The sequence below is a fragment of the Terrisporobacter glycolicus ATCC 14880 = DSM 1288 genome (assembly GCF_036812735.1).
Classification (GTDB): Bacteria; Bacillota; Clostridia; order Peptostreptococcales; family Peptostreptococcaceae; genus Terrisporobacter; species Terrisporobacter glycolicus.
In genome coordinates this window covers 2862504-2881750 of sequence record NZ_CP117523.1, presented here as the reverse complement: position 1 = coordinate 2881750, position 19247 = coordinate 2862504, and the positions used below count along the sequence as shown (strand labels likewise).

Below are 19247 nucleotides of genomic sequence, written 5' to 3'. Positions count from 1 at the left end.
GATGAGGATTAAAAGAAAAGGGTTCACAACTTTAGAATGTGTAATAAGCTTATTTATTGTTAGTATGATAGTATTTATAATCACATCAACATTGCATAATAATATTATTTTGCTTAAGAAAAATAATCATAATAGACAGATGCTATATATAGCTAAGGAAAAAATAGAAGATGAAAGAAATAAAATAAAAAAGAGTACTAATAAAGACGGATATAATAAAGAGCAAATGGTTAACAATTTTAAAGTGAAAACTTTGGTTACTCAAATTAGTTATTATAATTGTTATGATTTAAGAGTTAAAGTATCAGATAATAATAGAGAAATGGAACTTAATACTTATGTTACAAAGAAAGAGTAAAGGTTCAATTTTAATTATGTCTGTTATTACATTTACAATAATTAGCTTAATTTCTATTACATGTTCCAGATTGATTTTAAGTAATAACAGAATTAGTGAGTTAGAATATAAAACTGAGAAGCTTAAGGAAGAGAATCTTGGAGTTATTGAACTTATTTATAGTAATATGCTTAAAGAAGTTAAGTATACTGTGGAAAACACAGAAATAGAAGATGAATTTTATAATTATTTAACTAAAAATAATAGTGCCATATTTATAAATAAAGTAAAGAAAATTGAAAATACAGGTCTTACAAGTAGAACTATAGATATGGCTTTTGATGATAACTTGTCTACAAAGGAATATATTCATTATAAAATTTCAACCAAAAGTAAAATTAATAATCATGATAAATATGCATTAATAAGCGTTAAAATTAAAAATCCTTGGTTTGGAAAAGCAGAGAAAAAATTAGAAGAATCAGATATTAAAGAAGAATATTCAAATATAGAAGCTAATATTGAAAATGCTGAGGATAAATTTACTAAAATAAATGAAGGTGATTTAATTACGTTTTACAATTACGAGGAGAAATAATATATGAAGCGAGAAGGAATGTGAGCACGCTTGAGCTTATAACAACAATAAGTATAATAGTCATCTTATCCAGTATTGGTTTTATGAAATACGAAGGTGATAATTATAAAATAGATTTTTTTGCAAGAGAATTATGTTCAGATATACGTTATGTAAGAAGAGAAAATATGCTAAACAATCAAAATGTTTATATAAGGTTTTTAAATGAAGATAGCAAATGGTCCTATATTTTACATAAAAATAAAAAAGAAGATAAAAGAGTGCATCTACCTAAGAATGTAAATTTAAATTTTCCAATAGGCCAGAATAATTCATTAGTATCTTTTTATACTAGTGGTCTATATAAAAATGGCGGTGGAACCATAAGTATTAATAAAGGTGATAATTATAAATATATTACAATAGTACCAGTAAGCGGAAGGGTACTATACAAAGAGGGAATATATGAAAATTAGAAAAGGTTACTTGCTTTTAGAAAGTATAATATCCCTATTTATTATAGTAACTATTTCCTTAAGCTTATATTCCTTTTTATTCTTTAGTAATAAATATAAAAAAACTATTGAAGACAATGTTGAATTATATGAACAAGGTGAAGAAATGTGTTACCAAATTAATAAAGTTATAGAAAATAGCGATGGAGTTATAAGTATACGTGATTTGAATGGAAAAATCATAAAAGGAGATACTTCATCTTATATAAAAATTAATTCAATAAAGTGTAAATATAAAAATCAATATAGAAATATGAAAGATAAGGAAGTAAGTTATAAGAGCAATAAAAAACTGTTTATAAATACATTAAATACTAGTGGAAATAGTGAAACTGGAGGTTATGAAATAGGTGACTATGTTGATTTTATATCTGTTATGATAGAAAATAACAAGGTATCTGTTAAACTTAATTTAAGTAAAAATGATGAAAAATATGAAACAGATTTTAAATCTTATATAAAAAACTTTTGAATGAAAATAGGACGATATTAATCGTTCTATTTTTATGTGATAAAACAATTGCAAAGTACGGTGATAGTTTATATGATGATATTTTAGTGTATATTATATAGTTATTATTGCTTTGACAACAATGAATTGATGTTAGTATATAGAAAAGTAATTTTCATAAATAGTCTTATGATATAATATTATTTGTAAATGTTAATATAGTATAAAGCTATAAATACAAATAGTTTGATTGAAAATACAATGTAGTTACAAACTTAAAAAGTATAAATTAAAATTTTTAGATGAGGTGAAAAAGTGAGAGAGCTTAAAAATATAGAAGAAAAAATTTTAGATAGGGCACTATACCTTTTTGGAAAAAATGGTTCATTAAATGTTCCTATTAGGACAATAGCAAAGGAAGCAGAAGTAAATGTAAGTGCAATAAATTATTATTTTAGAAGTAAAGATGAAATGATAAAAAATGTTCAAAAATTTTATATTCAGAACACAATTTTAGCATATTCCAAGCTTGATAATGAAGAGCTTAGTGATGAAGAAAAGTTAATCCTATGTGCTAATGAAATAATAGAATATGCATTAAGATACCCAGGAGTGCTTGTAATGCAAAGGGAAGCTGCTAAGTCGGATGAAGATGAAGAAATATCAAGGGAGATAATAGATATTACAGAATCTTTAAATAAAAAGTTAGATAGAGTTTTAAAAAAAGTAATTACAACATCTGAAAGTAGATTTACATATGTAAAGATGGTATTTTTATCATCAATTATTTATCCTACCAGTGATTTTAATACAGAGGACTTTAAAAATGAATTGATTAATGATAAAGAAAAAAGAATAGAGTATATAAGATATATATTAAATATGCTAAAAAACAGTTAAGTGAGCCAGAATATATTTGAAAATGCAAATATATTCTTTTTTTATGAAATTAAAACATTTTGTTTTAAACATATTGATTAAAATATAATGATGGAATATAATAAAGTAAAACAAGAATATTAATTTGATAAAAAATAAATTTTAAGGGGGATATTATGTATTATAATCATTTATTTAATTCTATAAAAATAAGGGGATTGGAGATAAAAAATAGGGTTATATTTCCTGCTATGGGGACAAAAATGCTTAATGGAGATAGCTATGTAACTGATCAACTGATTGATTATCATGTAGCCAGAGCTAAAGGTGGAAATGGTTTAAACTTTACAGAAGTATGTTCTGTATACAGTAAATCATCACCAAAGAATTTTTTGGCTTTATCTGATGATAAATACATTCCAGGAATGAAGAAATTAGTTGATGCAATTCATAATGAAGGTGGGTTAATTGGTGCCCAATTATGGTTAGGAGGATCAGCGGTATTATTTGGTGATCCAAGTGCAATGGTTGTATTGCCTACTGATTTTCAAGCCTCTCCTAATTATGTAATATCAGGAGCTAGTATTGAAATAATTAAAGAAGCTGTTGAATCTTTTGGAACAGCAGCAAAACGTGCAGTTGAAGCAGGGTTTGATACGGTTGAGTTCCATGCAGGACACAACTATACTCCGCATTCTTTCCTAAGCAAGGCATTTAATAAGAGAACAGATGAGTATGGTGGGTCTTTTGAAAATCGTTCAAGATTTTTATTGGAATGTATAGAAGCTATACGTAATAATATACCAGAAGATATGCCACTATTTATGAGAATAGATGCATTTGATGATTATGTTGAAGATGGTTTAACTATTGAAGAAGTAATTGAATTTTGTAAATTAGCTAAGAATGCAGGAGTAGATGTGGTTGATGTTTCAAGAGGAAACTTTTCAAGTGCAGCTATTAAATATGAAGTACCACCAGTAGATTTACCAAGAGGGTTTAATGTTGATAATGCAACAAGAATAAAGAATGAAACTGGTTTAGTCACAGTTGCTGTAGGTAGAATAAATGATCCAGAGCAAGCTGATAAAATTATTAAGGACTGCAAAGCAGATATGGTTGTTATAGGAAGAGGGCAACTTGCAGATCCAGAGTTTTGCAATAAAGCTATGAGAGGAAAAGCTGATAGAATTATACGTTGTGTTGGATGTAACCAAGGATGTTTTGATGGTTTTAACTCCAAAGATGTTCCTTTTATAACTTGCTTAAGAAATCCAGCTTTAGGAAGAGAGAAAGAATATGAATTGATAAAAGCTGAAAAATCTAAAAATGTACTAATTATTGGAGGAGGAGTTTCAGGGCTACAGGCTGCAACTACTCTAAAAGAAAGAGGACATATTCCCGTAATATGTGAAGCTAGCGATTCATTAGGAGGTCAATTTCTATTAGCTGGAGCAGCACCAAGGAAGGAAGAAATGAAATTGGCAGCGATTCATATGGGCGAAGAATGTGAGAAAGCAGGTATTGAAATTAGACTATCTACAAAGGTAACACCTGAGGTAATTAAAAGTATAAATCCAGATGAAGTTATAGTAGCAGTAGGCTCTTCTCCAATAAAACTTAATATACCTGGTTCCGATTTTGCTAATGTTACAAATTCTCATGATGTATTAGCTGGAAAAGTTAAATTAGAAGGAAATATAGTGGTAGTAGGTGGTGGATTAGTAGGCCTTGAAGTTGCTGAGTATCTTTCAGGTAAAGTTAGAAAGATTACTGTTGTTGAAATGTTAAATGAAGTAGCCAAAGATTTGGGGCAACTTCGTAAAATTTGTGTAATGGAGAATTTATATGAAGAAGGAATAACTACTATAACTAATGCTAAATGTGTAGAAATAAAAGAGAATTCAGTGGCTATTGATAAACAAGGAGTTTTAGAAGAAATACATTGTGATTATATAGTTGTGTCAATAGGTTCAAAAGCTCGCAATCATAAGGAAATATCACAATATTGCGATGAAAATAATATACCTTATCATATAATAGGAGATGCAATTAAAGCTAGAAGAGCATTGAATTGTGTTAAGGAGGCAGTAGACGTGGCAAGACAAATATAATGAGTTATTAATTAACTTTATATATATAAACCTAAGAATTATACTTGGGTTTCTTTTTATTTTAACTAATGAATATTTAGGAGAATGCATAATTACATTTATTTTAAGAGCAAATTCTGTGCACTATTTACTGTGAAAAATGTAAAAAAGAGCCATCTCTTTAATAATTTAAAAATCATTTTGAGACAACTCCTTTTTCCGTTTACATACACACATAAATAAACATTTTTTAAACAACACATAACAAAAACAAATTATAGATATGGCATTCATATCTATAACTATAAATTACAATATATTATGTTATTTTACAATAATTTACTTATATTTTTTTATGTTAAAAAAATTTTATTTCGTTTTATTGTGTTCAAATAGTAGAATAATAGTATACAATCTAATTAAACTAAAATATAAAAATATATGTGATTTAAAAACAGAACTTATGGAGAATAATATGAATTGTGTAATAGTTAAAAATATAGAACTAGGTTGTGGCAAACCTAAAATTTGTACATCTGTAGTGGGAAAAAGTGAAACAGAAATAATAAAAGAATGTGAAAAAATATCTTCAATGAATGTAGATATTGTAGAATTAAGATGTGATTTTTATGAATATATTAAAGATATTACAAAAGTATGTAATTTGTTAGATAAAATAAAAAAAATTTTGAATAATAAGCCTTTGATTTTTACTATTAGAAGTAAAGAAGAAGGTGGAGAAATAAATATAAGTGAAAATGAGTATATGGACTTATATAAAAACATATGTAAAAAAAAGCTTACAGATATTATTGATGTGGAGCTTAGAGTTGGAGATGAAAAAGCAAAACAGTTGGTTGAAATAGCTCATAATAATGATATTAAAGTAATTATTTCTAAACATGATTTTGAGAAGACACCTTCTAAAAATGAAATGATTGAAGATTTAATAAGAATGCAAAAATTAAAGGGAGATATTCCTAAATTGGCAGTTATGCCCAATGATTATATAGATGTAATTAAATTATTAGAAGTTACTAATATAATGAAAGAAAAATATAATGAAACTCCAATAATAACTATTTCTATGGGAACTAAGGGTATAATAAGCCGTATGAGTGGACAAATATTTGGATCTTGCTTAACATTTGCTTCTGGATCAAAAGCTTCTGCACCAGGACAAATAGGTGTTGAAGATTTAGATATTTCTCTGGAAATAATCAATAAATATTATAAGGAAGAGATTAATTTACAAAAAAATAATATTATATTAGTTGGTTTTATGGGAACTGGTAAAAGCTCTGTATCAAAAAAGCTAAGTGAAGTATTAAAAATGAAAAGCATCGATACTGATCAATATATTGAAAGAAAAGAAAATGCGACTATTGATGAAATTTTCTCTATCAATGGAGAAGAGTATTTTAGAAAATGTGAAAAAGACACTTTGCTAGAATTATCAAAGAAGGAAAATACTATTATTTCTTGTGGAGGAGGAATAGTAATAAAGGAAGACAATATTAAATTGATGAAAACAATGGGAAGAGTAATATTACTTACAGCAAGTTCTAATACCATATACAAAAGAGTAAAGTCTTGCAAAGATAGACCAATTTTAAATAATAATATGAATAAAGAATATATATCAACCTTAATGAAGAAAAGAGAAGAAAGATATTTACAGGCGGCAGATATAATTATAAATACAGATAATAAAAGTATAGAAAAAATTTGTGAAGAAATAATAAATAAACTATGATTTATAAGTCACTAAAAACACAATTTCATAAGTAAATAAAGGCTTTTATTAAATTTTTACTAAAGTAACATTATTTAAAATTAGTGATTTAGTATAAAAAATAGATAAATTATAAAAATATAATAAAGTAGTTAGTTAAAAACTTGTTTAAATAACTTAATGTATGATATTATATTAAGAGAAAAAATTATTTTGTAAAAATATGCAATTTACTTAATAAGTTTATTGGATATTAAAAATTTAAATTCATATGATGATATGTATTGGGATCAAGTTAATAGATATCATCAAGACATATATGATGACAAATTTTTTAGATGGAGGAACAGATATGGTAACAGCAGGAGATTTTAGAAAAGGTGTAACTTTCGAAAAAGATGGACAACCTTGTTTAATAGTTGATTTCCAACACGTTAAACCAGGAAAAGGTGCAGCTTTCGTGAGAACAAAATACAAAAACTTAAAAACAGGAGCTATAAGAGAAGAAGCTTTCAACCCAAGTGATAAATTCCCAAAAGCATTAATAGAGACTAAGCAAATGCAATACTTATATGATGATGGTGAATTATACTACTTCATGGACGAAGTAACTTATGATCAAATACCGTTAAACTATGAGCAAGTTGAAGATGCTATAAAATTCTTAAAAGAAAACGAAGTAGCAACTATAAGATTCTACCAAGGACAACCATTCCAAGTAGAAGCTCCAAACTTTGCAGAATTAACAGTAACTGAAACTGAGCCAGGAATAAAGGGAGATACTGCTTCAAACGTAACTAAATCAGCTACAGTTGAAACAGGTGCGGTAGTTCAAGTACCTTTATTTATAAATGAAGGTGACAAAATAAAAATAGACACTAGAACTGGTGAATATTTATCAAGAGTTTAATATTTTAATGTATAAAAAGCTTATATATCTCAATAATAATGATATATGAGCTTTTAGTTTATAAATAAAATGAAAGTGAGGTATTAACGTATGAAGTATCTAGGCGAAGAAGTAGCATATTTAAGAGGTTTGGCAGAAGGTTTAGAAATAGAAAGCGAAACTAAAGAAGGCAAAATGATATGCAAGATAATAGATGTACTTGAAAACTTAGCTGACACATTAGATGATATGCAAGAAGATTATGATGAGTTAGTGGAATATGTGGAAAGTGTTGACGAAGATTTATCAGACGTAGAAGACATATTATATGAAGAAGACGATGATGACTTTGATGAAGATTATGATGACTACGATGATGAAGATTATGATGAAGAAGATGAATTAAGTTACATAGAAATGGAATGCCCAAATTGTGGCGATTTAGTTGACATAGACGAAGAACTATTATTTGATGATTCAGTAGATGTTATTTGCCCTAACTGCCAAGCAATAATATTATCATCAGAAGAAGATGAAGATTGTTGTGGATGTGGTTGCAGCTGCGAAGATCACGAAGAGAAATAGAACAGAAAATTACTAAAATATTTTGCCTATGAAGCTTTCTGCTCCATAGGTTTTTTGCATTATTTTATTGAAAATAGTACACTATAAAATGATATAATTATTTAAGGAGGAACAATGAACGTTAATAAAAAAGCAATTTATAACATTAGTAAGTTTGAAGAAACAATTAATTATATATTTGAGGACAAAAGCTATATTTTAGAAGCATTAACTCATAGTTCATATTCAAATGAAAATAAAAATTATAAATTCAATGAAAGATTAGAATTTCTTGGAGATTCAGTTTTAAGTATAGTAATAAGTGATTATTTATTTAAAAAAGAAAAGAATCTTCCAGAAGGTGAACTTACAAAACTAAGAGCAAATATTGTATGTGAAGAGTCACTTAGTGAAGTAGCAGGACAAATTCATTTAGGAGAGTACCTATTACTTGGAAAAGGTGAAGAAGCTACTGGCGGAAGAGACAGAATATCAATTTTAGCAGACGCTTTAGAAGCAGTGATTGCAGCTATTTACTTAGATGGTGGATTAGAAGAAGCAAGTAAATTTATATTTGAATTTATGGAAGAAATAATAGAAAATTCTATTGAAGGTAAAATTTTTAGAGATTATAAAACATATCTTCAAGAAGTTTTACAAAGCAAAGGTGAACAACATATATGGTATAATTTAGTTGAAGAAAAAGGGCCAGACCATAATAAGAGGTTTGTTATGGAAGTTGGAATCAATGATGAAGTATTAGGTGTGGGAGAAGGAAAAAGTAAAAAAGATGCAGAACAAGTTGCTGCAAAATCTGCTCTTAAATCACAAAAAATTTAACTTAAGAGGTTGATAAAATGAAAAAGAGAATAATACCCATATTCGTGCCACATAGAGGTTGTCCTCATGATTGTATATTTTGCAATCAAAAGAAAATAACAGGAGTTAGCACAGAAGTTACTAGTGAAGAAGCAAGAAATATTATAGAAGAATATTTACCTACTATTCCGAAGGATGCCAGTGTGGAAATTGCATTTTTTGGTGGTAGCTTTACAGCAATAGATGAAAAAACGCAAAATGAGTTATTATCAGTGGCTAAAGAATATGTAGACAAGGGTTTAGTATCAGATATAAGAATGTCAACAAGACCAGATTGTATTAGCTTAGATATATTAAATAGATTAAAAGAATATAAAACAACAATAATAGAGCTTGGAGTACAATCAATGGATGCAAAAGTACTTCATGATAGCGCTAGAGGACATGATATTGAAAGTGTAGTAAAAAGTTCACATTTAATTAAAGAGTCTAGTATAAACTTAGGACTTCAAATGATGGTTGGACTACCATCAGATACAGAAGAAAAATGTATTGAAACTGCAAGGAAATTCATAGAACTAAATCCATTTTGTGTAAGAATTTATCCAACATTAGTAGTAAAGGATACAGGACTTGAAACATTATTAAATGGAGGGGATTACAAGCCTTTTACTTTAGAAGAATGTATTTCAATTGTTAAAAAGCTTTTAGTTTTATTTTATGTTAACAACATAAATGTTATAAGAGTTGGGCTTCAAGCAACAGAAGATATACAGCTTGGAAAAGGAATAGTAGACGGACCTTATCATCCAGCTTTTAGAGAATTAGTTGAAGGGGAAATGTTCAAAGACTACTTACATTATCTTGTTATACAAAATAAGACTGTAAGCAACTTAGAAATAAAAACAAACAATAAAAATATATCAAAAGTAGTTGGTAATAAGAAAAGGAATAAATTATTCTTCAAAAATGAACTTAATATTAATATGAAGACAAAACCAGAAAATATAGACGAAAATGAATTTATAATAATATTAGATGATAATAAGGAAGTAAATATTAAAGCAGGGGATATGTACAAAGAACTTTATAATATTTATAACTTGTAGCAAAAATATATCGTTGGCGCTATGAACGCAGTGAATTTTAAGCAATGGAGTTGCCTGAAGTGGTAACAAAGGCATATCATTGGCGATATGAACGCAGTGAATTTTTGTAAGGAAGGGAGAATGTAAGCATTGTATTTAAAGAGATTAGAGTTAAAAGGATTTAAATCCTTCCCAAACAAAACAGATATAATCTTCAAAGAAGGTGTAACGGCAATAGTTGGACCAAACGGAAGTGGTAAAAGTAACGTATCTGATGCTGTTAGATGGGTTCTTGGAGAACAAAGTATAAAAAGTCTTAGAGGAGACAAACTTGAAGACGTTATATTTGCTGGATCTGATAACCAAAAGCCTATGAATTTCTGTGAGGTAGCTCTTACAATAGACAATTCGGATGGAAAGTTAAATATAGATTATAGTGAAGTTACCATAAAGAGAAGGGCTTATAGAAATGGCGAAAGTCAATTCTATTTAAATAATAAAAACTGTAGATTAAAAGATATAAAAGAGATTCTTCTAGATACAGGAATTGGTAAAGATGGATATTCCATTATAGAACAGGGTAAAGTTGATGAAATCTTAAGCAATAACCCAATAAATAGAAGAAAAGTTTTCGATGAGGCTTGTGGAATATCTAAGTATAGATATAAAAAGACAGAGTCAGAGAGAAACTTAAGAAATACTAAGGAAAATCTAGACAGAATTAATGATATATATGTGGAAATAGAAAATCAAATTAAACCACTTTATAATCAACAAGTTAAAGCAAGGAAATACTTAGACCTTAGTGAAACGTTAAAAAAATTAGAAGTAAACAATTATATAAGGGAAATACAAAGAATAGAACAACAATTAAAAGAAATAAATAGTCAATATGAAGTTTTAGGTGAAGAATTAGAACAGATTGATAAAGAAAAAATACTATTTGAAGAAAACTCAAGAGAGGTTAGTATTCAAATAGAAGAAATAGATAAATCCATAGAAAAGGCTACAGAATATATAAACTCTATTAAATCTGTAATAGATAAAAAAGATTATGAGATTAATTTATTAAATCAAAGAAAAGATAATAGCTCTACTAAAATAAAAAGAAATACTGAGGAGCTAGAAAATATAAATAAATCCTTAAAAGATAATAAAGAAAACTTAGAAAAAATAAATAATGAAAAAGAAGAAAAAGAAAAATCAATAAATGAATTCAAAAATCAGCTTAATATTTTTATGGAAAAGAATGAAACCAATAAGAATAAAATTGAAGAGTTGAATGATAGAATTGACAATTTAAAAGATGAAATAATTAAATTACTTAATGAAAAACAAGATGTAAGTAATAAATTATCAACTTTAAATGCCAATAAAGATAACATTAATCAAAGAAATGAAAATATAGACGTAGAAATTAGTGAAATAAATGAAAAATTAAAATCTAAGGAAGAACTTTTAAAAAAAATCCAAAATGAAATAAATAATAAAAAAGAAAAAATTGAGGATTTAAAAAATAAAGTAAATAATTATTATGAAAATCTTAGAAAATTAAAAGAAGATAATCAAAGCTTAAATACTAAGATGCAAAATAATAACTACGCTCTAAAAGAATATAGCTCTAAATTAAATGTTTATATCGATATGGAAAATCATTATGAAGGATTTAACAGAGGAGTTAAAGAGGTTCTGAAAAATAAAAATCTTAATGGAATATATGGAGCTTTAGGACAAGTGGTAACTGTTCCACAAAAGTATGAAAAAGCTATTGAAGCAGCACTTGGTGCTTATATGCAAAATATAATAACAGCTGATGAAAATAGTGCAAAAGCAGCCATAAATTATTTAAAACAAAATAAAATTGGTAGGGTAACTTTTTTACCTATGAATATAATCAAATCTAAAAAGATTAACAATATTCAAACTAGAACTAATTTTATTGGAATTGCCAGTGATTTAATATCCTATGATGATAAATATAGGGATATACTAGAGAATATACTAGGAAGAACCATAGTAATAGACAATATAGATGAAGGAATTAAATTTGCTAGAGAAACTGGACATAAATATAAGGTAGTAACACTGGAAGGTGAAATATTAAATCCAGGAGGTTCTTTAACAGGAGGTTCTCTAAAAACAAGTGGAAATATTTTATCAAGAAAAAGACTTATAAATGAGTTTAATGAGAAAATAAAAACTACAAGGGAAGAAAATGCATCTATACAAGAAAAACTAGTATCTATAGAAAAAGACATAATAAGCTGTAAAGACAATATTCAATCTTATGAAGAAGAAATGAAAAACCTAGATAAAGAATTAATATTTAGTAATTCATCTTATTCAAGATACGAAGAAGAAATAAATAACTTCTTATCTAGTATGAAAAAGTTGGAAAATGAAAAACAAAATCTAGGATCAAACTTAAGCTATACTCTTCAAAAGAAAGAAGTGTTAGAATCTCAAATAAAAGATATTGATGACAAGCATAAAAGCAATAAAGAGAATATAGAAGTCTTAAATGAAGAACTTAATAAAGAAAGTGAAATTTACGAAACGGAAAAAAGTAAATTTGACAATATAAATCTTCAACTTACAAAATACAAAGAAATACTTAAGTCCTTTAATGCAGATATGGAAAGGATAAAAGAATATTTAAATCAACTTCACAGCAAAAAGCTTTTAATTGAGAAAGAAAATAATGAAGAAGAAAATGAAATAAAAGATATTGATAAAAAAATAATCCTAGAAGATAGAGAAAAGGAAAATTTAAAAAATCAATTAAATGAAAATAACAAAGGATTAGAGAATAAAAAAATAGCTAGGGAAAATTTAAAACAAAATCTAGATGATAATAATATAAAACTTAAAAATATTGATAAACAATTTATGGAGTTAAAAGAAGCCATATTTAAAGTTGAATCTAAAATTGAAAAATTAGAGTCAAATAAGGAGACTAATAACTTTAAATTATTTGAAGACTATAATCTAACATACTTACAAGCAGTAGAGCTTAGAGATGATGAAATAGAAATAAATAAAAAAATATTAGATTCTATTAAAAAAGATATTAGATCTTTAGGTAATGTAAATGTGGATTCCATAGAAGAGTACAAAGAAACAAAAGAAAGATATGATTTCTATAGCGAGCAAAAAGAAGACTTACAAAAATCTATTGAAGCTATAGAAGAAATAATAGTAGAGTTGGAAGAACATATGAAAGTACAATTTAAAGAAGAATTTGATAAGATAAATGAAAACTTTAAATATGTATATAATAGACTATTTGGTGGAGGAGAAGGGAATCTAACTATTTTAGATGAAGAAAACATCTTAGAAAGTGATATAGAAATTACTGCAAAACCACCAGGTAAAAAGATGAAAAATTTAAGTTTATTATCAGGAGGAGAAAAGGCATTAACAGCAATTAGTATACTATTCTCCATTTTACTAGCAAAACCAACACCGTTTTGTATACTAGATGAGATAGAAGCTCCACTAGATGATAGCAATATAGCTAGATTTGGAACATTCTTAAAAGAATTAACATCTAGAACTCAATTTATTGCTGTAACCCACAGAAGAGGTACAATGGAAGCAGCAGACTATATTTATGGTGTAACTATGGAACAAAGAGCTATTTCAAAAGTCATAGCTTTAAGCTTAAATGAAGCAGAAGAAATGACTGATATTATTTAATAAGAAAAGTAAAGTATACTTAGGAGGAAGCAGAGTGTTTAAAAAGTTTTTCAAAAAGAACAAAAAAGAAGAAATACAAGAAGAAGTTCAAGAAGCAGCTGTAAGTGAAGAAGAAATAGTAGTAGAAGAAAAAGAAGAAGTAAAAGATGAAATAGTTGAAGCTATAGAAGAAGTTTCTTTAGATACATCAATAGAGGAAGATATTCAAGTTGTAGAGAAACCTCAAGTTGAAGTAGTAGAAGAAAAAGAAGAAATTGTTGAAGAGAAAGCTGAAGAACCAAAAACAAGTTTATTTGAAAGATTAAAACAAGGTTTATCGAAAGCTAAACAAGGTATAACAGATAGAGTAGACCAAGTTTTAAAATCATATACAAAAGTTGATGATGAGTTATTAGAAGAAATTGAAGAGATATTAATAACAGCAGATGTTGGTGTAGATACAACAATGAATATAATTGAAAAACTAACAGATGCAATAAAAACTAAAAAAATAACTGATCCTCAAGATGTTAAAGGAGAATTGAGGTTAATAATAGAAGAAATATTAACTAATGAAAATTCAACTTTAGATGTTAGCCATAAACCAACAATAATATTAATGGTAGGAGTTAATGGAGTTGGAAAAACTACAACAATAGGAAAACTAGCTAGCAGATACAAAAAAGAAGGTAAAAAAGTTTTAATAGCGGCAGGCGATACATTTAGAGCTGCTGCCATAGACCAATTAGAAGTATGGGCTAAGAGAAGTGATGTGGATATAATAAAACACCAAGAAGGTGCAGATCCAGGAGCTGTAATATTTGACTCAATAAAAGCTGCAAAAGCAAGAGATATTGATTTATTAATCTGTGATACAGCAGGAAGACTACACAATAAGGCTAACTTAATGAATGAATTATCAAAAGTATTTAAAATAGTAGATAGAGAATATCCAGAAGCTAAAAAAGAAGTATTACTAGTTGTAGATGCTACAACTGGACAAAATGCTGTATCTCAAGCAAAAAGCTTTAAACAAGTATGTGATATAACAGGACTTGTTTTAACTAAACTTGATGGTACTGCAAAAGGTGGAGTTGTTTTAGCTGTTAAATCTGAAGTAGATGTACCTGTTAAATTAATAGGTGTTGGAGAAAAAATGGAAGATTTACAAGACTTTGATGCTAAAGCATTTTCAGAGGCATTATTTGGGTAAAATTTAGACGAAATATATATTGACAATAAATTAGTTTTAATATAAAATACAATGTGTAAAGTAATTAACCTTTACAGTATACACTGGGAAGTGAAGTTATGAATATAGAGAAGATGGTGGAAATCGGGTTATTATTTGAACAATATAAAGAATTATTAACTGATAAGCAAAAAGAAATAGTTTCACTTTATTATGAAGAAAATTATTCGTTAGGTGAGATCAGTGAAAATCTTAATGTATCTAGACAAGGAGTTTACGATACACTTAAACGTTCAGAAAAGATATTAAGAGAATATGAAAGCAAACTACACTTAGTATCGCAAAATAACGAGCAAGAAAAAATCCTAAAATCACTTGAAGATAAAATTGTTGACATTAAACAAGATTTATTGCAAAATAGAGATTGTGCTAATTTAATCCCTAAGTTAGAAACAATAGAACAAATATGTAGGGAGTTGTTAAAATGATATTTGAAGGTTTATCAGATAAATTGCAAGGTGCACTTGGTAAGTTAAAATCAAAAGGAAAACTTACAGAAAAAGATGTAAAAGATGCAATGAGAGAAGTTAAGCTTGCTTTATTAGAAGCAGACGTAAACTTTAAAGTTGTTAAAGATTTTATAAAAAAGGTTCAAGAAAGATGTGTTGGACAAGAAGTTATGACAAGTTTAACTCCAGCTCAACACGTTATCAAGATAGTAAACGAAGAACTTACTGCTCTTATGGGAGATGTACAAAGTAAAGTAATGATATCTTCGAAACCACCTACAATTATTATGATGGTTGGTCTTCAAGGTGCTGGTAAAACAACTACTTCAGGTAAAATAGGTAATCACTTCAAAAAACAAGGTAAAAGACCTTTATTAGTAGCTTGTGACGTTTATAGACCTGCAGCAATCAAACAATTACAAGTTGTAGGAGAAAAATTAGATATACCAGTATTTAATATGGGTGACAAAGAAAGCCCAGTAAATATAGCAAAGGCAGGGTTAAGTCATGCACTAAAAAATAATCATGACTTAGTTATTATAGATACAGCAGGTAGACTTCATATAGACGAAACTTTAATGGATGAATTAAAATCTATTAAAACAGAAATAAAACCTCATGAGATTTTATTAGTAGTTGACTCTATGACAGGTCAAGATGCAGTAAATGTATCACAAAGTTTTGATGAAGCTTTAGGCTTAGACGGTGTAGTTCTTACAAAACTAGATGGTGATACAAGAGGTGGGGCAGCACTTTCAATAAGAGCTGTAACACAAAAACCAATTAAATTTATAGGTATGGGTGAAAAACTAGACGACTTAGAACCATTCTATCCAGACAGAATGGCATCGAGAATCCTTGGAATGGGAGATGTACTAAGTTTAATAGAAAAAGCTCAAGATGCTATGGATTTAGAAAAAGCTAAGGAACTAGAAAGTAAAATAAGAAAACAAGATTTTGACTTCGAAGATTTCTTAACTCAAATGGAACAAATAGAAAATATGGGTCCATTAGATAAAATTCTTGGAATGATGCCAGGTATGGGTAATATAAAAAGCCAACTTGGTGATGTGGACTTAAATGGAAAAGAAATGAAAAGAACTAAAGCCATAATACAATCTATGACTTTAGAAGAAAGACGTAACCCTCAGTTACTAAATGCTTCTAGAAAAAGAAGAATAGCAAAAGGTAGTGGGACAAGCGTGCAAGACATAAACAGACTTGTAAAACAATTAAATGAAATGAAAAAAATGATGAAGATGTTTATGGGTAATCAAAAAGGTATGAAGAAAAGAGGCGCACTTGGCGGACTTCCTTTCTTTAAATAAATAATACACAAAAATAAACAAAAAATTCGGAGGTGACTGTAATGGCAGTTAAAATAAGATTAAAAAGAATGGGTGCAAACAAAAAACCTTTCTACAGAATAGTAGTAGCAGATTCTAGAGCACCAAGAGATGGAAAATTCATAGAAGAAATAGGATTCTACAATCCAGTTTCAGCTAACAAAGAAACTAGAATAAACGACGAGAAAGCTTTAAAATGGTTATCAGTAGGAGCTCAACCAACTGATACTGTTAAAAAATTATTCGCTAACAACGGAATAACTGAAAAGTTCGAAGCTCAAAAACAATCTAAATAGTATTTAAACTATTAAGGTACTTAATTTAATCCATTATGGATTAGTTTTTAGGAGATGAATATATGAAAGAGCTAGTTATGCATATTGTCAAAGCTCTAGTAGATAATCCTGACGAAGTGACAATAGAAGAAACTATGGAAAAAGATGAAATTATCTTAAAACTAAAGGTTTCTCAAGATGATGTGGGCAAGGTTATCGGAAAGCAGGGAAGAATAGCTAAAGCTATAAGAACTGTGTTAAAATCTGCTGGAAATAAAGAAAATGTCAAGGTTTCACTTGAAATATTATAGAAGGGTTAGGTATGTGCCTAATCCTTTTTGTTTATAATAATCTTTAAAGTTGAAAATAATCATGCAAATATTAAATATATAAATACAAAATAATTTTAAGACTAAAAACAAAGACTAAAAACAAAAACTAAAAACAAAAACAAATATTATTTGATATTAAAGATATATTTTTTAAAAAAGAAAGAAACAATTTAAAGAAGGTGAGACTATGAAAGAAAAGTTAACTCATTTTAGAATCGGTCAGATAGTAAATACTCAAGGCCTTAAGGGCGAAGTTAGAGTATATCCATATGTGGACGATATAAACAGATTTGATGATTTAGAAAGTTTTTATCTTGATAAAAACTTTGAAAAAGAATATGAAGTTGAAAAGGTTAGATATAAAGGAAATATGGTTATAATGAAGATAAAGGGTATAGACTCTGTGGAGCTTGCTGAAAAAGTTAAAGCTAAAAATCTTTATATATCTAGAGATAACAGTGTAGACCTTGATGAAGATGAATTTTTCATAGCAGATTTAATAGGACTAGAAGTATTTACAGTAGGTGGAGATAAAGTAGGAACTCTTAAAGACGTACTACAGTATTCAGCTAACGATGTATATGTTGTAAAAGGAGATAATGATAAAGAATATCTTATTCCATCAACACTAAAATTTGTTCCTGAAATAAACATAGAAGAAAAGAAAATGATAATAGATCCTATAAAAGGAATGTTAGATTAGGTGATAATATGAGATTTCACATTATGACTCTTTTCCCAGATATTTTTCACTCATATATGAGTGAAAGTATAATGAAAAGAGCTATTGAAAAAGAAATAATAGAAGTACATGTGTATAATATTAGAGACTTTTCAGCAAACAAACATAAAAAAGTGGATGACTATCCATTTGGAGGCGGAGCAGGAATGCTTATGACTCCTCAACCCATATATGATACATATAAGCATATTATAGAAACTCACAATATAAAAAATCCTAGGGTGGTATATTTAACACCAAAAGGACAAGTATATAAACAAGATATAGCCTGTGATTTGTCTCTAGGAGAGGATATAATATTACTTTGTGGTCATTACGAAGGAATAGATCAAAGAATAATTGATTTAATAGTAACGGATGAAGTTTCCATAGGAGACTATGTATTAACTGGAGGAGAACTTCCAGCTTTGATCATGATAGACTCTATAGCTAGACTAATTCCTGGCGTACTTAGCCAAAACGAATCTTTTGAAGAAGAAAGTTTCAAAGATGATTTATTAGAATACCCACATTACACTAGACCGAGAGAGTTTATGGGTATGTCTGTACCAGATGTATTACTATCAGGGAATCATCAAAAAATAGAAAAATGGCGTCTTGATGAATCTAAAAAAATTACGAAACTTAGAAGACCAGACTTGTATAAAAAGTCTTGTAAGAAGTAAGTAAATATAGTATAATTAAGACTGTTGATAAATAACGGCCGCTCCTCTGCTTACATTGGTCAGTAATTAAGAGCGTCTATGAACTTAGGAGGAAGAAAATGAACGAATTAATAAAATCATTAGAACAAGAACAATTAAAAGCTGAAGTTCCTGCATTTGGACCTGGGGACACAGTAAGAGTACACGTTAAAATAGTTGAAGGAAAAAGAGAAAGAATTCAGGTATTTGAAGGTGTAGTAATGAAGAGACAAGGTGGAGGAGCTAGAGAAACTTTCACTGTTAGAAAAATATCTTTCAATGTTGGTGTAGAAAGAACTTTCCCAGTTCACTCTCCAAAAATAGAAAAAATCGAAGTTACTAGAAAAGGTAAAGTAAGAAGAGCTAAGATAAACTACCTAAGAACTAGAACTGGTAAAGCTGCTAAGATAAAAGAAGCTAGAAATAAATAATAACTTTTTAAGTTAATTTAGGAAGGAAATCTCTTTGGGGATTTCCTTTTTTTCAGTCATTAATATGATGAAATATGGACAAAATTATAGATATAATAAAAAATGAAATTCT

Annotated in this window: 20 protein-coding genes; all 20 read left to right on the top strand. The window is 28.0% G+C overall.

The features are described 5' to 3' along the window. The first annotated feature begins 1 nt into the window (after nucleotide 1). Complete coding sequence (locus TEGL_RS14255) at nucleotides 2-358, top strand: hypothetical protein (protein WP_018589737.1); 357 nt, start codon at nucleotides 2-4, stop codon at nucleotides 356-358. After that, a complete protein-coding gene (locus tag TEGL_RS14250; protein ID WP_018589736.1) occupies nucleotides 339-935 on the top strand; it encodes a hypothetical protein in 597 nt (198 codons plus the stop codon). Before TEGL_RS14255 ends, TEGL_RS14250 begins: the two co-directional genes overlap by 20 nt. Nucleotides 936-955: 20 nt before the next feature. Further along, nucleotides 956-1390, top strand: a complete 435-nt coding sequence (locus TEGL_RS14245; RefSeq protein WP_018589735.1) for a GspH/FimT family protein — start codon at nucleotides 956-958, stop codon at nucleotides 1388-1390. Beyond that, on the top strand, nucleotides 1380-1901 hold the full coding sequence (locus TEGL_RS14240; protein ID WP_018589734.1) for a hypothetical protein: 522 nt from the start codon (nucleotides 1380-1382) through the stop codon (nucleotides 1899-1901). The genes TEGL_RS14245 and TEGL_RS14240 overlap by 11 nt, the downstream gene beginning before the upstream one ends. Before the next feature lie 294 nt (nucleotides 1902-2195). Further along, nucleotides 2196-2780, top strand: a complete 585-nt coding sequence (locus tag TEGL_RS14235) for a TetR/AcrR family transcriptional regulator (protein WP_018589733.1) — start codon at nucleotides 2196-2198, stop codon at nucleotides 2778-2780. Nucleotides 2781-2935: 155 nt separating this feature from the next. After that, the gene (locus TEGL_RS14230; RefSeq protein WP_018589732.1) at nucleotides 2936-4873 is read left to right on the top strand and encodes an FAD-dependent oxidoreductase; all 1938 of its coding nucleotides are present in this window, start codon (nucleotides 2936-2938) and stop codon (nucleotides 4871-4873) included. A 454-nt stretch (nucleotides 4874-5327) separates the two neighbouring features. After that, entirely contained in the window at nucleotides 5328-6608 is a 1281-nt protein-coding gene (gene aroD / locus TEGL_RS14225) for a type I 3-dehydroquinate dehydratase (RefSeq protein WP_018589731.1), read from the top strand. A 331-nt stretch (nucleotides 6609-6939) separates the two neighbouring features. Continuing rightward, nucleotides 6940-7497 (top strand): elongation factor P, encoded by a 558-nt coding sequence (efp, locus tag TEGL_RS14220; protein WP_018589730.1) that lies wholly within the window; start codon nucleotides 6940-6942, stop codon nucleotides 7495-7497. Nucleotides 7498-7587: 90 nt separating this feature from the next. Next, nucleotides 7588-8061 carry a CD1247 N-terminal domain-containing protein gene (locus tag TEGL_RS14215; RefSeq protein WP_018589729.1) on the top strand — a complete coding sequence of 158 codons (474 nt, stop codon included), beginning with the start codon at nucleotides 7588-7590 and terminating at the stop codon, nucleotides 8059-8061. 114 nt (nucleotides 8062-8175) lie between these two features. Further along, nucleotides 8176-8880: a ribonuclease III gene (gene rnc / locus TEGL_RS14210; protein WP_018589728.1), complete on the top strand. Its 705-nt coding sequence runs from the start codon at nucleotides 8176-8178 to the stop codon at nucleotides 8878-8880. 17 nt (nucleotides 8881-8897) lie between these two features. Beyond that, on the top strand, nucleotides 8898-9968 hold the full coding sequence (locus TEGL_RS14205) for an elongator complex protein 3 (RefSeq protein WP_018589727.1): 1071 nt from the start codon (nucleotides 8898-8900) through the stop codon (nucleotides 9966-9968). Between the two features lie 129 nt (nucleotides 9969-10097). Beyond that, nucleotides 10098-13646: a chromosome segregation protein SMC gene (gene smc, locus TEGL_RS14200; protein WP_018589726.1), complete on the top strand. Its 3549-nt coding sequence runs from the start codon at nucleotides 10098-10100 to the stop codon at nucleotides 13644-13646. Nucleotides 13647-13680: 34 nt separating this feature from the next. Next, nucleotides 13681-14838, top strand: coding sequence for a signal recognition particle-docking protein FtsY (ftsY, locus tag TEGL_RS14195; protein ID WP_018589725.1), 1158 nt, complete (start codon nucleotides 13681-13683; stop codon nucleotides 14836-14838). A 98-nt stretch (nucleotides 14839-14936) separates the two neighbouring features. Then, nucleotides 14937-15305 (top strand): YlxM family DNA-binding protein, encoded by a 369-nt coding sequence (ylxM, locus tag TEGL_RS14190; protein ID WP_018589724.1) that lies wholly within the window; start codon nucleotides 14937-14939, stop codon nucleotides 15303-15305. Next, nucleotides 15302-16654 (top strand): signal recognition particle protein, encoded by a 1353-nt coding sequence (ffh, locus tag TEGL_RS14185; RefSeq protein ID WP_018589723.1) that lies wholly within the window; start codon nucleotides 15302-15304, stop codon nucleotides 16652-16654. Before ylxM ends, ffh begins: the two co-directional genes overlap by 4 nt. Before the next feature lie 41 nt (nucleotides 16655-16695). Further along, nucleotides 16696-16968 (top strand): 30S ribosomal protein S16, encoded by a 273-nt coding sequence (gene rpsP, locus TEGL_RS14180; protein ID WP_018589722.1) that lies wholly within the window; start codon nucleotides 16696-16698, stop codon nucleotides 16966-16968. 62 nt (nucleotides 16969-17030) lie between these two features. Continuing rightward, the gene (locus TEGL_RS14175; protein ID WP_018589721.1) at nucleotides 17031-17258 is read left to right on the top strand and encodes a KH domain-containing protein; all 228 of its coding nucleotides are present in this window, start codon (nucleotides 17031-17033) and stop codon (nucleotides 17256-17258) included. A gap of 208 nt (nucleotides 17259-17466) precedes the next feature. Beyond that, on the top strand, nucleotides 17467-17982 hold the full coding sequence (gene rimM, locus TEGL_RS14170; RefSeq protein ID WP_018589720.1) for a ribosome maturation factor RimM: 516 nt from the start codon (nucleotides 17467-17469) through the stop codon (nucleotides 17980-17982). Nucleotides 17983-17990: 8 nt separating this feature from the next. Continuing rightward, entirely contained in the window at nucleotides 17991-18686 is a 696-nt protein-coding gene (gene trmD / locus TEGL_RS14165) for a tRNA (guanosine(37)-N1)-methyltransferase TrmD (RefSeq protein WP_018589719.1), read from the top strand. A 98-nt stretch (nucleotides 18687-18784) separates the two neighbouring features. Beyond that, nucleotides 18785-19135, top strand: coding sequence for a 50S ribosomal protein L19 (gene rplS / locus TEGL_RS14160; protein WP_018589718.1), 351 nt, complete (start codon nucleotides 18785-18787; stop codon nucleotides 19133-19135). The last annotated feature ends 112 nt before the right edge of the window (nucleotides 19136-19247 follow it).